The organism is Methanobrevibacter arboriphilus JCM 13429 = DSM 1125 (assembly GCF_002072215.1).
Taxonomy (GTDB): Archaea; Methanobacteriota; Methanobacteria; order Methanobacteriales; family Methanobacteriaceae; genus Methanobinarius; species Methanobinarius arboriphilicus.
Genome location: NZ_JXMW01000007.1, coordinates 1 through 15,789, shown reverse-complemented (window position 1 = coordinate 15,789; position 15,789 = coordinate 1). Strand labels below are relative to the sequence as shown.

Here is a 15,789-nt window from a genome sequence, read left to right as displayed (position 1 = left end):
ATGTTATTAATATAGGTTGGATTAAAATTAAGATTAGTTAAAATAGTTCAACTGATCATTGATAATATTTTTAATGTTATATTTTGTTTTAAAGCCTAAATTTCTAATTTTTTTATTATCAGCAAGTAAAATTGGAACATCAGCAGGTCTAAATCTACTCTCATCAAAAATTATTCTTATTTTTTCAGAGTTTGTAAATACTATAACTCCTTTATCATCTAAAGTAAAATTAATATCTCCATCAATCATTAATTTATCAAGTTTAGTTTTATAAAAATTTAACCCAAACAGCTTAGAATCATCAGTTTCAGTAGGATTTTTAACTATTTTATCATTATTTATTGTTTCAATTTTATCAATTTCATATCCAGAAGATTCTAAGCTTAATAAAATATATGTTAAAATTGAATTTGTTCTCATAGAACCTTGATTATAAACATCCCCCGATAATCCTTTATCAGCTAATAATAAATACCCATTAACTATATCTTCAACATGGCTCCAATCCCTAAATACATTAACATTACCAATAATTATATTATCAATTAAATCTCTATTATATTGATTAATTTGACTAGTAATAACAGAAGTAACAAACATTTCTCCCCTACCAGGACCTTCATGAGAAAAAGACCTTGAAACAACAGTATTTAAACCATATGCATGATAATAGTTTCTCATTAAAAAATCTCCATAAACTTTACTAACAGCATAAGGAGACATTGGTCTTAAAGGATTATTCTCAGAAATTGGTAATTCTGGAAATGAAACTGGTTCAGGAAATATATTACCATATTTTTCTTTTGAATCTAAGTATTGCTGCTTAGAAGAAAAAACTAAACCATACTCATCACTTGAACTTGAAAAAACAATTTTCGAATCTAAATCTTTTGAAACAATAGATTCTAATAAATTTAAAGTTCCAACTCCATTAACTTCATGTGTTTCTTTTGGATTTTCAAAAGATCTAGGAATAAATGGCTGAGCAGCTAAATGAAAAACAAAATCAAAATCATCATTTAATACATTATCAACAGATTTTTTATCTAATAAATTTCCTTCAAAAATATTTAAATTATCTGTTTTTAAATCAATAATAGGATTTTTTTTAATTTTTCTATCAAAACCTGAAACATTAGCTCCTCTTTCTAGTAGTTCTTTAGTCAAATAAGAACCTACAAATCCTGATATTCCAGTTATAAAAACTTTTTTATTTTTCCAGTTCATAAAATCATCAATTGGCTAGTTTATAATATATTTATAATGTATTATAATAAAGATTTATCATTTTTAACCATTTTTAAATCGCTTTGAACCATCTCTCTAACTAACTCATTAAAAGATATTTTTGGTTTCCAACCAAGCTTTTTTCTTGCTTTAGAAGGGTCACCTAATAATAAATCAACTTCAGTTGGTCTAAAATATGCAGGATCAACTTCAACTAAAACATTATTAGTCTTTGTGTCAATTCCTTTCTCATTAACACCTTCACCAACCCATTTTAAATCAATTCCAACTTCTTTAAAGCTTAAATTTACAAATTCTCTTACAGTATGAGTTTTTCCAGTTGCAACAACAAAATCATCTGCCTTTTTATGCTGTAATATCCTCCACATAGATTCAACATAATCTTTTGCATGGCCCCAATCTCTTGATGCATCTAAATTCCCTAAATATAATTTTTTCTGAAATCCTAAAGAAATTCTTGCAGCAGCTATTGAAATTTTTCTTGTAACAAAATTTTCTCCTCTTCTTGGGCTTTCATGATTAAACAAAATACCATTAGAAGCAAATATATCATAAGCTTCCCTATAATTTTTTGTTATCCAAAAACCATACAGTTTAGCAACACCATAAGGGCTTCTTGGATAAAATGGAGTCAATTCATTTTGAGGAGTTTCTTGAACTAGACCATATAATTCAGAAGTAGAAGCTTGATAAAATTTAATATTATCTTGTCCAGATAATTTAATAGCTTCTAAAAGCCGTAGAACACCAATACCATCAGAATTTGCAGTGTATTCTGGAGTTTCAAAAGAAACTTTAACATGAGACTGAGCAGCTAGATTATAAATCTCATCAGGTTCTATTTTATTAACTAAAGACATTAAATTTGTTGAATCATTTAGATCACCATAATGTAATTGAATTTTTCTATCTTTATGGCTATCTTCAATCAATTCATCTAAATATAAGTGTTCTATTCTTTTAGTATTATAAGAAGAACTTCTTCTAACTAAACCATGAACTTCATAACCTTTCTCTAATAACAATTCTGCTAAATAAGAACCATCTTGTCCTGTAATACCTGTAATTAATGCAATCATATTTTATACCTCCAAAATGAATTGATAAAATTAATTATAAATCTATATTAATTATAAATATATTTTCAAATTTAAACTTAAATTACAGCATCTCTTCATAAACTTTTATTAAATCATAACCCATATTTTCTAAGCTAAATTCCTTTGAAAACTTTAGATTTGATTTAATATCACAATCAAAATTTTTTTCTTTTAAAACATTAGCTAAATTATTTTTACTTGATATATGTGTTCTTTTTTTAATATCATGAGGAATGTATGCATCTTCTAAAGTAATAACCGGTTTTCCACAAGCCATAGCTTCAACTATAGGCATACCATAACCTTCCATGATTGTTGGAAAAACAAAAACATCCAATGAATTATAAAAATCAACCATATCCTCATCAGAAATAAAACCTAAAAAAAGTATTCTAGGATCATTATTTGCCAATTTTTTTAATTCATCTAACATATGCCCTTTGCCACCAATCAACAATCGAGAATTTTCAATATCTGCATCCAAAAAAGACTTAATCAATATATCAATCCTTTTCCTACTTCCCAAACCAGAGACAGTACCAATTGTAAAAATATCATTTTTAATATTTTTTGGATGATATTTTCTATCTATAGCTAATCTTATTGAATGGATCTTTTCATCATCTACATTATAATGTGATTTTAAATCATTAGAAGTCTCTTCTGAAATTGTTATTATTTTTTCAAATTTTATAGATTTTTTAACAGCCTTTTCATAGAAAAATTTTGTAAAGTTTTTAAATTTGTCCGTTTCTTCAGTGTTTTCAAATAGTGGAATAAAATCCAGTATTGTAACAACTGATTTTTTAGGATCTAAATAAAAAGATTCCATTGGAGATAAAGCATGATAAATATCGGAATTTCTCATCTTCAATGGAATCTCCACAAATGAAAAGAATAAAGTAGCTGGTTGCCCTAATTTTATTAAAGTATTATTTTGAGATATTTGTCTGATATTTAAATTCCTATTATTTTTAATACTTTCATGTAAATTTTTTGAATAACTACCTAAACCATTAGTATTTGTTTGAAAAGATTTTGAAATTAACGTAATATCCATATTATCAACTATTAAAAAGTCTTAGTGAAATTTTACTACTAAAAATTAATTTTACTCAATATCAAAAAATAATATTATAAAATTTTGTATTTTGGAAATTATGCCGTTTGAATATTTTAAAATTTTTAACTTATTTGAAGATATTTGAATAATTATTGATCATCTATTATAAAAATCTTCTAATCTAACAGTATCGTTTAAGTATGGTGTTGAAACTTCGTGGAGTACTGTGTTTTCAGTAGCTACAATAGAATGCTCGATATTAGGCTCTATTCTTATTGTATCATTTTTACCAAAGTATTCTTTTTTATCATTAAACTCTATATAACCTGCACCAGAGATTATATACATGGTTTCATCCTTTTTCTCATGAAAATGGAAACTAGTTTGAAAACCTTCTTTTATAAAAAGTTCTTTAGTTAAATACTTCTCTGTATAAATTAGAATCTTTTCATAACCCCAAGGCTTATCAGTACGATTTTCATATTCTTGTCTAACTGTTTCTAATTCCTTAGATGTGTCTATCGCCATCCAAAATAACCCATCTTCCTTATAATAACCAATTTTATTATCTTTTGCCATTAATGGGAAAAGTGTTTTTTCTATATCTCCTGTTTTAAAGTCTCCAAAATCAAGTTTTCCCTTGGAAAAATAAATCCCGCCATTGATATAATAATCTAAGAGAGGTTTCTCTTTAAATGAAACTAATCTATCACCACTTGTTTCAACAATTCCATAAGGTGATTGCATTTGAGTTATAAAAATATTAAATGGATAATCAGACTTTTCACCTTGTTCAACCATCTTTGAAAGATTTAAATCAGCTACAACATCACCATTACGAATAACACACTGTTCATAATCGTCTGTAATTTCATCCATACCCAGACGAATTGCATTTAAAGTTCCAAGAGGTTCATCCTCAATAACATAATGAATATTAACACCTTTATACTCATCACCAAATCTTTCTTTTATTTTTTCATTTAAAAATCCAGTTAAAAGATAAACATCCTCAACACCAGCATTTTTAAAATCAAACAGCTGTTTATCTAAAATAGTGTAATCGTCTTTGATTTCAACAAGTGGTTTTGGGATTTTTTCAGTAATAGGCCTAAGACGCTTACCAAAACCACCACAAAGAATCATTCCTGCAGTTTTTGACATTCTAGTTCCTCAATTTTAATATATTAATATTTTATTTATTATAAATAAAGTATGTTATTATTTAAATATATAAATACAAGTAAAAATAGATTTACTATATTATTTTTTAACTCATATTATACTCCCATATCATACTATTTTAATTTTTTTATTAATATTGATGTAAAAATAGAAAAATTGTTATTTAGTGAAAATAGCTTTATAAAAATATTTAATATAATATTCAAAGGTAATGACGCAGTATTTAATTTTGTAGTTAATTTATAATCTTTATAAAAACTATTCATTTCATTTAAAAACCTTTTTTGACATTCTTTATTTAAATCAGAATATAAAAAAATTTTAGTCATATCTACAACTAACTCTGGTATGAATGGGAAATTTTCCCCTTTAAAAAATGCTGTGATTCTTTTGAAACCTTTAAATTGTTTCATAAATGACTCTTTATTGAATAATTGAGAATTTGATTTACTCTTTCCAATTCTTACATTATACTTATATCCATAAAAATCATTTAATACTATTATTCCCTTAGCTACTTCATAAAAACTAGCACAGAAATAAACATCTTCATAGAATTCTCCTTCTGGGAATAATATGTTTTTATCAATAATAACTGATTTTTTAAAGATTTTTGTCCAAATCATAGTAGGAAAACCCAAAGTCATTAAATCTGGGAATTCATTTATTGAATCAATTTTTATAAAGCTATCAAGATCATCTAAAAAGGATTTTCTTCTATTATATTTCCCATTAATAAATTGTCTGTATCTACAAGTTACAACATCACAGGATGAACCAGTAATATTTAAATACATCTTTTCACACATTTCAGGATAATAAAAATCATCATTATCTAAAAACATGATATAATTAGTAGAAGCTTTTTTAATTCCAATATTTCTAGGTTTGCTTGGAGATCCACTATTATCTTCTAGTAATATGGGAATAATATTTTTATATTTTTTTGCTAAATCTAAAATTAAATTTTTTGTTCCATCAGTAGAATTATCATCTACAATTATTAGCTCAATATTTTCAAAACCAAAAGTTTGGTTAATTACAGAGTCAATAGTATTTATTAGATATTTTTCAGCATTATATGTTGGAATAATAACAGTTATTAACATTTTATCAATTTTTGATAAGATTATTAAGATAATGAAAAAGCAATACATAATTAAGAATTATAACTTGTTTATAATCATTAACAATTGAATCCACATCAAGACGAATTACATTTAATATTCAAATAGTTCATCTTTAATGAATTAATGGATTTTAACTCCTTTATACTCATCAGCAAATCTTTCTTTCATTTTTTTTTTCATTTAAAAATCCATATATATAGGTAAATATATTCAAAGCCATTATTTTTGAAGTCAAATAACTGTTTATTTAAAATAATATAATCATTTAATTTCTACTAGATGTTTTAGAACTCTTTCTATAATTAATTTTCTGTAATTGGTTCAAATACTTTTTCAATCTTACATAAAGAATCATTCTTGCAGTTTTTGACATTTTAATTTCTCAATGTTTAGTATACATGAACTTTCATATTTTATAATATGTTATTATTTAAAATATTATATAAATACAACTGAAAATTAGATAAATAATTAAATTATTTTTGTGATATTTTTTATTGTAATTATTATAATATTAGATTAATATAATTAGATTAATAGATTAAATTTTCAAATTTATAATGAATTTATAATAAATAAGTGATTTATTAACAAAGAAAAGATTGAATTAGATTATAAATGATAAACTATACTACTTAAACATTTCTGCACATTTCTGTAATTTATAATTAAAAATAGTTAATAAACGTTAGAGTTCAAATAATAAAAAATTTTTAAATTCAATTATAGGCAAGCTTAAATTCAATTTAAAGCTTAAATTCATTTACCTAATAGCTATTTTATTCAAAAATTAAAAATAATATTAATATTTATTCAACAGTTACACATTTAGCTAAATTTTTAGGTTTATCTGGATCTAAACCTCTTTCTACACTAATATAATAAGATAATAACTGTAAAGGAACAACATATATTAGTGGTGCGATAATTTCTTTTACCTTATCATTAATACAAAATGAATCTTCAACTTCTGTTTTTATAAAATCATCTTCACATGAACCAATAGCTATTACATGAGCTCCACGAGCTTTAACCTCTTCTAAATTGCTAACAGTTTTTTTATAATTATCTCCAGGAGGTAAAACAACAACAACTGGAACATCATCATCAATTAATGCTAAAGGACCATGTTTAAGTTCTCCTGCAGCATATCCTTCTCCATGAATATAGGTTATTTCTTTTAATTTAAGAGCTCCTTCTAATGCTGTTGGATATGATAAACCTCGACCAATAAAGAAAAAATCATTAACATCACTATATTTAGAAGCTATATCTTTTACAACATCCTCTTTAGATAAAACCTCAGAAACATAATCAGGAACTTCATTTAAAGTATTTAAAAGCTCTTTATTATCTGCTAAAATAGCTGCAAACATATATATACATACTAACTGACTTATATATGTTTTTGTTGCAGCAACACCAATTTCAGGCCCTGCTCTAGTATATATAACAAAATCTGCTTCACGAGTAGCTGAACTTCCAAGTACATTAACAATTGCAAGAGTTTTTGATGTTTTTTTAGCTAATTTTAAAGCTTTAAGAGTATCTGCAGTTTCACCAGATTGACTAATGAAAATAACAAGAGTATTTTCATCTAAAGTATTAGCAGAATATCTAAACTCTGAAGCAAGAATAACATCAGTAGAAATTCCTGACATAGACTCAATTAAATATTTTCCAGTTAATGAAGCATGAAAAGAGGTACCACAAGCTACAAAGCAAATTCTATTAATCCCATCTAAATTAGATATTATCTCAGCAATTTTATCTTTTTCAGAAAGTGTATCTCTAATAGCAGAATCTTGTTCATGAATTTCTTTAAGCATGAAATAGTCATAACCTTCTTTTTGAGCCATTTCTGCATCCCAATCAATTACATCAATATTTTTATCAACTACATTTCCCTTAGAATCTTTAACAACAACACCTTCACTATTTAAAATAACTAATTCTCCATTATCAACATAAATAACATTTTTTGTATGATTTATAATAGCTGTAGCATCAGAAGCAATGAAATAATCCCCATCTCCAACACCAATGATCAATGGACTGTCATTTCTTGCACCTATTATTTCATTAGGATTATCTTTAGATATTACTCCAATAGCATAAGATCCTTTTATAATTTTAAGAGCTTCATTTACTGCATCTTCTAAATTAAGCCCTTTATTCATATTTTTTTCAATTAAAATTGGTATAATTTCAGTATCTGTTTGAGATTTGAATATATAACCTTCTTTTTCAAGAGATTCTCTAATCTCACTAAAATTTTCAATAATTCCATTGTGAACAACTGATATATTCCCTTCATTATCAGTGTGCGGGTGTGAATTTTCTGTGCTTGGTATTCCATGAGTTGCCCACCTAACATGAGCTATTCCAGTAGTTCCAGGTAGTTCTCCAAGATCAATTTTTTCATTCACCTCTTTGATTTTACCAGAACCCTTTTTTAAGTGAATACCATTTTGATCAACTGTTGAAATTCCTACAGAATCATAACCTCTATATTCAAGCTTACCAATAGATTCTAAAAGAATTGGAGCTACTTTTCTATTTTTTAATACACATCCAACAATTCCGCACATATTTTAACCCTTTGTAATAATCTTATTGTGTATAATTATAAACATCCCTAACTTAATGAAGATTTTAGATATAATATTTTAGATTATAATTTAAATAATTTATTATTTTAAATAATATAATTTAAATGATTTATTTATCTTAAATGGTTCATTATATTTTATAATCTAGTATATTTTAATAATTTTTAAATAACTTTATAGAATAATTCTATTATATTTTATAATATTTTTATTAATTGATATTTTTAATATAATTTTACTTTATTATATCTTTTAACTATATCTTTTAACTATATTATTTAACTATATTATTTAGCTACATTTTTTAATTATTAAAATCTTTTAATTATATTTTTAACTATATTTTTAACTGTAATTTTAACTATATTTTTAATTATAATTTTGATTATATCATTCTTATCCAAATGTTATTTTATTGATTTATTAATAATAGTTATTATATATAAATTAAAGGCATATGATAGTGATATTTTTAAAAATTTATAAAGATTCTTAAATATTAGCTAATATCTAAACTAGATAATATAACTTATGTTTATTATATTGATTTATTTAATTAATTTTGATTAATAGTTATATTTCTATTATTAATAGTATTTTCTATTATTAATATTTATCATTATTTGTTTTATTGATAATAATATTAATACAATTTGTTAATAAATTAAATTTCATAATTTAATTTTTAAAATAATTAAAAATTAGTTGTAATCAAGGTTATTAGTCATAGAAAACATATTTTAATAAACTAATATTATTACATAAAATTAGTAAGCATAAGATTATAAAAATTTAATAATAAAAGATTAATATTAAAAAATTTAATATTGTTAAAATAATTTTATATTAAAAATTTTATATTAAAAAAATATAATATTATAGTAATTTACTATAATTAATTAATAGCAAGTAATTAAAATTAAAAAAAATTAAATAAAATTAAATATATATAGTTAATATCATATTAAAAAAATTATAATAAAAAATAATGAAAAATAATTAAATAATAATGAAAAAGTAAGAAATAATATAAAAAAGAAATTATATAAAAATTAATAATATAACTAATAATAAAAATAATAATAAAGTTAATAATAAATATAATAGAATTATTCTTTAATAAAATTAATAAAAAGATTAATAATAAAATTAATAATAAAATTCATGGGATTTATAATAAAATTGATAATGAATCTAATAATTGATAATGAATCTAATAATAAATCTAATAATAAAGCTAATAAGAAAGCTAATAAAAAAGCTAATAAAAAAGCTAATAAGAAATATATTTAATTTAAATTATAATTATACTTATTCCTGGTGTCTGTTATGAGTGAATCTAAAGATTTAATTTATGCTGGAAAAGCTAAAGATGTTTATGAGACTGAAAAACAAAATGAAGTTATTGTTACTTTTAGAGATGATATCACAGCTGGAGATGGAGAAAAAAAAGATAATTTAAAAGGAAAAGGACATTGTAATTCATTAATATCTTCAAAACTTTTTGAAGTATTAGAAGAAAACAATGTAAAAACCCAATATATCCAATTGATTGAAACAGGATCAATGTTATCTAAAAAATTAGAAATGATTCCTCTTGAAGTGATAGCTAGAAATATAGCTACTGGGAGTCTTTTAAAAAGATTTCCATTTGAAGAAAATCAAAAGCTAGATCCTCCTATTATACAAATGGATTATAAAAATGATGAATATCATGATCCTATGTTAAATGATGAAATAACTATTGCTCTTGGAATAGCTACTCAAGAAGAATTAGATGAAATACGAAATATTACTCTTAAAATAAATAAAATTTTGAGCGAGTTCTTAAAAGAAAAAGGAATATTATTAGTAGATTTTAAGCTTGAATTTGGAAAAGATGAAGAGGGGAATATTGTTTTAGGAGATGAAATTAGTCCAGATACATGTAGATACTGGGATATAGAAACTTTAGAAACTTTAGATAAGGATTCATTTAGACAAGGTCAAGATAATGTTATGGATATTTATGATCAAGTTTGTAGTATGATTGTTGATGAAAAAGATATAGAAAGATGGGAAATTCAATAATTTCCAATTATTATGAAATTTTAGAATATTAATAAAGGATCTATGATAATATGATATTCAATGTTGAAGTTAAAATCTCACTAAAAAAAGGAATGTTAAATCCAGAAAGTTCAACAATAGAAAGAGCACTAGATTTACTTGGATATAAAGTAAAAAATACTGACACAATTGATATTATTACTTTTCAAATAGATGAAAAAAATGAAGAAAAAGTTTTAGAAGAAGTTGATGATATGTGTCAGAGACTACTTTGTAATCCTGTAATTCATGATTATGAAATAACTATAAATAGCTAATGGAGAGTAAAAAGAAATGAAAATAGGAGTAATAAGATTTCCAGGTTCTAACTGTGATCGGGATGTCTATCATGCAATTGAATTAGCTGGTGGTGAAGGAGAATATGTATGGTGGAATAAAGAAGATCTTAGTTACTTAGATGCAGTAGTAATACCTGGAGGATTTTCTTATGGAGATTATTTAAGAGCAGGAGCAATAGCTTCTATTACTCCAGTAGTAGATGGAATAAAATCTCTAGTAAAAGAAGAAAAACCAGTTCTTGGAATATGTAATGGAGCTCAGATTTTAGCTGAAATTGGTCTTGTTCCAGGAGTATTTACTGTAAATGAAAATCCAAAGTTCAACTGTGAATGGGTTGATTTAAAAGTATCTACTACAAGAACTCCATTTACGAATAATTTTAAGAAAAACGAAATTATTAAAATGCCAGTAGCTCATGCTGAAGGAAGGTACTTTAACCAAGACATTGATACACTAAAGAGTCAAGATCAGATTGTCCTCCAATTTTCTAATAAGAATCCAAATGGTTCAATTGAAGGAATTACTGGAGTTTGTGATGAATCTGGATTAGTATGTGCAGTTATGCCCCATCCAGAAAGGGCATCAGAAGAAATATTAGGTTCTGATGATGGATTAAGCTTTTTCAAAGGAATTTTAGATAGTATATAATTTTAGTAGCATATATTATAAAAAAATATTTTAAATTAAAGATTTGACTATCAAGGTGAATAAATGACCGTTTATCTAGTTGGAGCAGGTCCTGGAGATCCTGAACTAATTACACTTAAAGCTATAAAAGCATTGAACAGAGCAGATGTTGTTATATATGATAGATTAGCTAATGAAGAGATATTACAACATTCTCCTAATGCAAAATTAATTTATGTTGGAAAAAAAGCTGGAGAACATTATAAATCTCAAGAAGAAATTAATAAGATTATTATTAAAGAAGCAAAGAATGAATCCAATAAAATAATTGTTAGACTTAAAGGAGGAGATCCTTTTGTATTTGGAAGAGGAGGAGAAGAAATATTAGAACTTATAAAGGAAAATATTTCTTTTGAAATCATTCCAGGTGTAACTTCAGCTATCGGAGCTCCAACAACAGTTGGTCTTCCAATCACCCATAGGGGAGTAGCTACATCATTCACAGTAGTCACAGGGCATGAAGATCCTACAAAAAATAAAAAACAAGTGAAATGGGATTATACTGCTGATACCATAATTGTTTTAATGGGAATAGGAAAAATAGAAGAGAATACTGCTGAAATGATGAAATATAAGAGTCCTGAAACACCTGCTTGTATAATTGAAAATGGAACACTTCCTAATGAAAGAATCATTTTTGGAAAATTAGAAAATATAGCCAAAAAAGATATTAATACTCCTGCAATATTAATCGTTGGAAATGTTATAAATGTTTTTAAAGAAATAAAAGATTTTAAAGATAAAGATTAGTATTTAAAATAGAATTATTTAGATTAGACTAAATATTACTGTTTATATAGGCTATCATTAAATAATGAGATTAATCATTAAAATGAACTTAATCATTAAAATAAAATTAATCATTAAATATTGATATCTCATAATATTATTTCCAATAAATTAAGGAGATGTAAAAATGAAAAAATTTGAAAAAGAAACAATAGTGGCTATCACAAGACCTTTTAATAGATTAGATGAAGCCGTATCCATTGTAGAATCCTATGGGGCAACACCATTTATAGCTCCAACATTGGAATTAAAATTAACTAATACAGAATCTCTAAAAGCATTAATTGAATTAGCTGATGATTTAGATTGGTTAATATTTACTTCACCAACATCAATAGAATCAATTTTTAAATTTTATCCTAATTTTGGAGAATTAATAAATGAAAATTGCCAAATAGCAACTATTGGACAAAAAACAGCAGAGTTAGCTAATGAATATGGTTTAGGTACAGATCTAGTTCCTGAAAATTATACTGCAGAAGGACTTCTTGAATCCTTTAAAGACATTAATATTACAAAAAGCCTTATTGGACTTCCAAGAACATTAGCTGCACGAGATACTCTTCCAGAAGGATTAGAAAAAATGGGTGCTGATGTCATACTTGCTGAAAGTTATGAATCAATAATTCCTCTTGACACGGTTAGAATTGAAGTTTTAATTGGTAAAATTTTAAGTTCTGAAATTGATGCAATAACATTTACAAGCCCATTAACAGCAATAAACCTTTTTAAGATAGCTAGTGATGAACAAATTCCAGAGTTAGTTAATAAATTATCAACTAGTGTTTTAACAGTTGCAATAGGGCCAATTACAAATAAAACCCTCAAAAACTTTGGAATAGACGCCATATATCCAGATACATACACAGTTAAAGATATGATGGACTTATTATTTGAAAGAATATAATACCAATAAGTCATATATATAAAAATGTTATAATATAAAAAATTAATAAGAAAAATAATAGATTATAAGAAAAATAAAAAATTTATAAGAAAAGAATGTAATAGAATAAATAAAATAATGTAATAGAATAAATACTATCTAATAAATAATTATAATAAATAATATATAATAAAAATAAATATTCTTTTTTTATTTATTTTTGAGGATGACTCATAATTACAAATTCAATGAACAAAAGTCTAAATTTAGAAATATTTTTGAACAAAATATTATATAATAAAATTTTTTAAAAATTATTCATTTTAGTATATATACTAATTGAACAAAAATAATTGTGAGTCGACCTCCTTTTCTATTATTTTTTCTTTTTATCTTTTATATTTTTACTTTTTTATTATTTTTTTTGAAAAATTTATTCTTTAATTTTCAAATAAACTATCCTTTTTTTCTTTAAATTTTTATATTTTGGTTTATATTTAGTTATTTTGAAATTTAAGGATTAAAAAGATATAAATATTAATAATGAGAATATATATTATTATAAAACGCAAAAGTACATACTCTCAGTTTAATGATTTAATTTCAAGACAATTAAATCTTTTCGGATGTTAACTTTGAAAAGCCTGAAAAATTATATTAAAAAATTTAAAAATCAATGCATCACTGATTTAAATGAAAATAAACTTATAAATTTCATTATTTATACTTATAATTAATGCTAAAATCTGTTTAAAAAAGATCAGCACAAATAAGCTAAAAAAAAGGATTTCTACAAAGCCAAAAATAATATAAAAAATGGCTTTGTAGAAACCCTTATTTTATCACTTGAAATTTTTGCTTTGTGGAAATAATTTTTGAAAATTGTTCTTTAATTTCAAAATAAAGCATTTTTAACAATATATTTTTCATGATTATATTGATTATTGAAATGGTTTCTACAAAGCCTAAAAAATAATAATAAAAACTAAAATATAAATAATAAAATATAAATATGGAGGAAAAAAATAAATAAGCCCTCCTAAAAAAAAATGTTTAATTATTGTTTTCTTCTTAAGCTGATTCCAAATATACTTATCAATACTAGTATAATAGCTATTATTGGTATTCCTGTTTTTTTCATAGTAGCTATTGCTACTGGATTATCGCTTGTTTTATTGCCATTACCATTAGTACTATTAGTATTATTAGTGTTGTTAGTGTTGTTGTTTTTGGTTTCAAATTCAGCAAATGCTAAATTACTAAAGTAATTTTCATTGTCAGATGAAACTGTAATCTTATGTTTACCAGGTGTAAGTTTAGAATTGGGTATATGGAATATTCCAACTCCATCAGAATCTGTTATCACAGATCCTATGTATTTACCATCTAATTCAACATCAACTTTATAATCTGGTATGGTATCACCATCTTCATCAACTACTTTAACAATCAAATCAACAGAACCATTCTTATTTTCATTAACAGTAACATTAACAAAGCTTTCACCTTTTTTAACATCAAAACTAGTGCTGTTAGTGAAACCTAAATATTTAGCATCACCATTGAAATTAAGTACAACTGTAGTTTTTCCAGTTTTTTCAGGTTTATAAGTTAAATACCAGTAACCATTGGAATTAGTTTTCACTAAATGTTTTTTACCATCAATAGTAATTTCTAATTCAATATCAGCTATTTTATTACCTTCCTCATCGAGAAGAACACCACTTATAACAGTAGTTTTCCCTACTCTAAAATCACCTGAAAGATCAATACTAGAATATGTAGCTAACTTAGTAACATTGAAGTTAGTATTATTGTTAAAACTAGTGTAATTTTCATTACCTTCCCAAGTAAGATTAATAGTAAATTCACCTGCATAAGTTGGGGTGTAATTAATATTCCAACTACCATTTTCAGCAGTTGTTACATTAAAGTTTTCACCATCAATAATAACAGTAATAGTAGTATTAGCTATTGGATTACCATTTTCATCAGCTAAAACACCATCAATTATTATAGAATCTTCAACCTTAATATTACTAGGAATATTAATAGAAGAATTAGCACCATTTTTAGCCACTGAAAAGTTAGTCGCATTAGTAAAACTAGTATAATTATCATTACCAACATAACTAACAGTAATAATTATGTTTCCTGTGCGGTTAGTTGTGTAATTAAGACTCCAACCACCAGTAGAATTAATAGTAACATTATTATAAACATTACCATCAACACTAACAGTCAAAATATCAGAGCCATTACCAACATAACCAACAAGCTCACCAGAAATAGTAACATTATCACCAATACTCACAGTTTCAGGATTAACAACAATACTAGAATTAGTATCATTCAAAATCACAGTAAAACTACTTGCATTAATAAAAGCAGTATAATTATCATTACCAACATAACTAACAGTAATAATTATGTTTCCTGTACGATTAGTTGTATAATTAAGACTCCAACCACCAGTACCATTAATAATAACATTATCATAAACATTACCATCAACACTAACAGTCAAAATATCAGAGCCATTACCAACATAACCAACAAGCTCACCAGAAATAGTAACATTATCACCAATACTCACAGTTTCAGGATTAACAACAATACTAGAATTAGTATCATTCAAAATCACAGTAAAACTACTTGCATTAATAAAAGCAGTATAATTCTCATTACCAACATAACTAAC

At 24.7% G+C, this 15,789-nt stretch carries 12 protein-coding genes; 5 read left to right on the top strand and 7 right to left on the bottom strand.

The window, feature by feature from the left end:
- Positions 1-33 precede the first annotated feature (33 nt).
- The 6 genes from MBBAR_RS05280 to glmS all read right to left on the bottom strand — a co-directional run bounded on the left by MBBAR_RS05280 (position 34) and on the right by glmS (position 8,317).
- Entirely contained in the window at positions 34-1,227 is a 1,194-nt protein-coding gene (locus MBBAR_RS05280; RefSeq protein WP_080460267.1) for a GDP-mannose 4,6-dehydratase, read from the bottom strand.
- A 41-nt stretch (positions 1,228-1,268) separates the two neighbouring features.
- Positions 1,269-2,327: a GDP-mannose 4,6-dehydratase gene (gene gmd, locus MBBAR_RS05275; RefSeq protein WP_080460266.1), complete on the bottom strand. Its 1,059-nt coding sequence runs from the start codon at positions 2,325-2,327 to the stop codon at positions 1,269-1,271.
- Between the two features lie 82 nt (positions 2,328-2,409).
- Positions 2,410-3,408: a glycosyltransferase gene (locus tag MBBAR_RS05270; protein ID WP_080460265.1), complete on the bottom strand. Its 999-nt coding sequence runs from the start codon at positions 3,406-3,408 to the stop codon at positions 2,410-2,412.
- A 159-nt stretch (positions 3,409-3,567) separates the two neighbouring features.
- Positions 3,568-4,575: a sugar phosphate nucleotidyltransferase gene (locus MBBAR_RS05265; RefSeq protein ID WP_080460264.1), complete on the bottom strand. Its 1,008-nt coding sequence runs from the start codon at positions 4,573-4,575 to the stop codon at positions 3,568-3,570.
- 134 nt (positions 4,576-4,709) lie between these two features.
- Entirely contained in the window at positions 4,710-5,705 is a 996-nt protein-coding gene (locus MBBAR_RS05260) for a glycosyltransferase family 2 protein (protein ID WP_158082535.1), read from the bottom strand.
- An 830-nt stretch (positions 5,706-6,535) separates the two neighbouring features.
- A complete protein-coding gene (glmS, locus tag MBBAR_RS05255; protein ID WP_080460262.1) occupies positions 6,536-8,317 on the bottom strand; it encodes a glutamine--fructose-6-phosphate transaminase (isomerizing) in 1,782 nt (593 codons plus the stop codon).
- Positions 8,318-9,667: 1,350 nt separating this feature from the next.
- Here glmS and purC point away from each other — a divergent pair.
- From purC to MBBAR_RS05230, 5 genes are all read left to right on the top strand, one after another.
- On the top strand, positions 9,668-10,408 hold the full coding sequence (gene purC / locus MBBAR_RS05250) for a phosphoribosylaminoimidazolesuccinocarboxamide synthase (protein ID WP_080460261.1): 741 nt from the start codon (positions 9,668-9,670) through the stop codon (positions 10,406-10,408).
- 50 nt (positions 10,409-10,458) lie between these two features.
- Positions 10,459-10,704, top strand: coding sequence for a phosphoribosylformylglycinamidine synthase subunit PurS (purS, locus tag MBBAR_RS05245; protein WP_080460260.1), 246 nt, complete (start codon positions 10,459-10,461; stop codon positions 10,702-10,704).
- A 16-nt stretch (positions 10,705-10,720) separates the two neighbouring features.
- Positions 10,721-11,374, top strand: coding sequence for a phosphoribosylformylglycinamidine synthase subunit PurQ (purQ, locus tag MBBAR_RS05240; protein WP_080460259.1), 654 nt, complete (start codon positions 10,721-10,723; stop codon positions 11,372-11,374).
- Between the two features lie 63 nt (positions 11,375-11,437).
- Complete coding sequence (cobA, locus tag MBBAR_RS05235) at positions 11,438-12,163, top strand: uroporphyrinogen-III C-methyltransferase (protein ID WP_080460258.1); 726 nt, start codon at positions 11,438-11,440, stop codon at positions 12,161-12,163.
- Between the two features lie 166 nt (positions 12,164-12,329).
- Positions 12,330-13,109 carry a uroporphyrinogen-III synthase gene (locus tag MBBAR_RS05230; protein WP_080460257.1) on the top strand — a complete coding sequence of 260 codons (780 nt, stop codon included), beginning with the start codon at positions 12,330-12,332 and terminating at the stop codon, positions 13,107-13,109.
- Between the two features lie 1,036 nt (positions 13,110-14,145).
- On the opposite strand, the gene MBBAR_RS10230 is transcribed toward MBBAR_RS05230, so the two are convergent.
- Positions 14,146-15,789 (bottom strand): hypothetical protein (locus MBBAR_RS10230; RefSeq protein WP_158082534.1); only part of this gene is annotated, 1,644 nt, incomplete at its 5' end.

Bases quoted from the DNA above. Each gene is read 5' to 3' on its own strand.
- MBBAR_RS05280 (WP_080460267.1), bottom strand. From the start codon at position 1,227: ATGAACTGGAAAAATAAAAAAGTTTTTATAACTGGAATATCAGGATTT.
- gmd (WP_080460266.1), bottom strand. From the start codon at position 2,327: ATGATTGCATTAATTACAGGTATTACAGGACAAGATGGTTCTTATTTA.
- MBBAR_RS05270 (WP_080460265.1), bottom strand. From the start codon at position 3,408: ATGGATATTACGTTAATTTCAAAATCTTTTCAAACAAATACTAATGGT.
- MBBAR_RS05265 (WP_080460264.1), bottom strand. From the start codon at position 4,575: ATGTCAAAAACTGCAGGAATGATTCTTTGTGGTGGTTTTGGTAAGCGT.
- MBBAR_RS05260 (WP_158082535.1), bottom strand. From the start codon at position 5,705: ATGTTAATAACTGTTATTATTCCAACATATAATGCTGAAAAATATCTA.
- glmS (WP_080460262.1), bottom strand. From the start codon at position 8,317: ATGTGCGGAATTGTTGGATGTGTATTAAAAAATAGAAAAGTAGCTCCA.
- purC (WP_080460261.1), top strand. From the start codon at position 9,668: ATGAGTGAATCTAAAGATTTAATTTATGCTGGAAAAGCTAAAGATGTT.
- purS (WP_080460260.1), top strand. From the start codon at position 10,459: ATGATATTCAATGTTGAAGTTAAAATCTCACTAAAAAAAGGAATGTTA.
- purQ (WP_080460259.1), top strand. From the start codon at position 10,721: ATGAAAATAGGAGTAATAAGATTTCCAGGTTCTAACTGTGATCGGGAT.
- cobA (WP_080460258.1), top strand. From the start codon at position 11,438: ATGACCGTTTATCTAGTTGGAGCAGGTCCTGGAGATCCTGAACTAATT.
- MBBAR_RS05230 (WP_080460257.1), top strand. From the start codon at position 12,330: ATGAAAAAATTTGAAAAAGAAACAATAGTGGCTATCACAAGACCTTTT.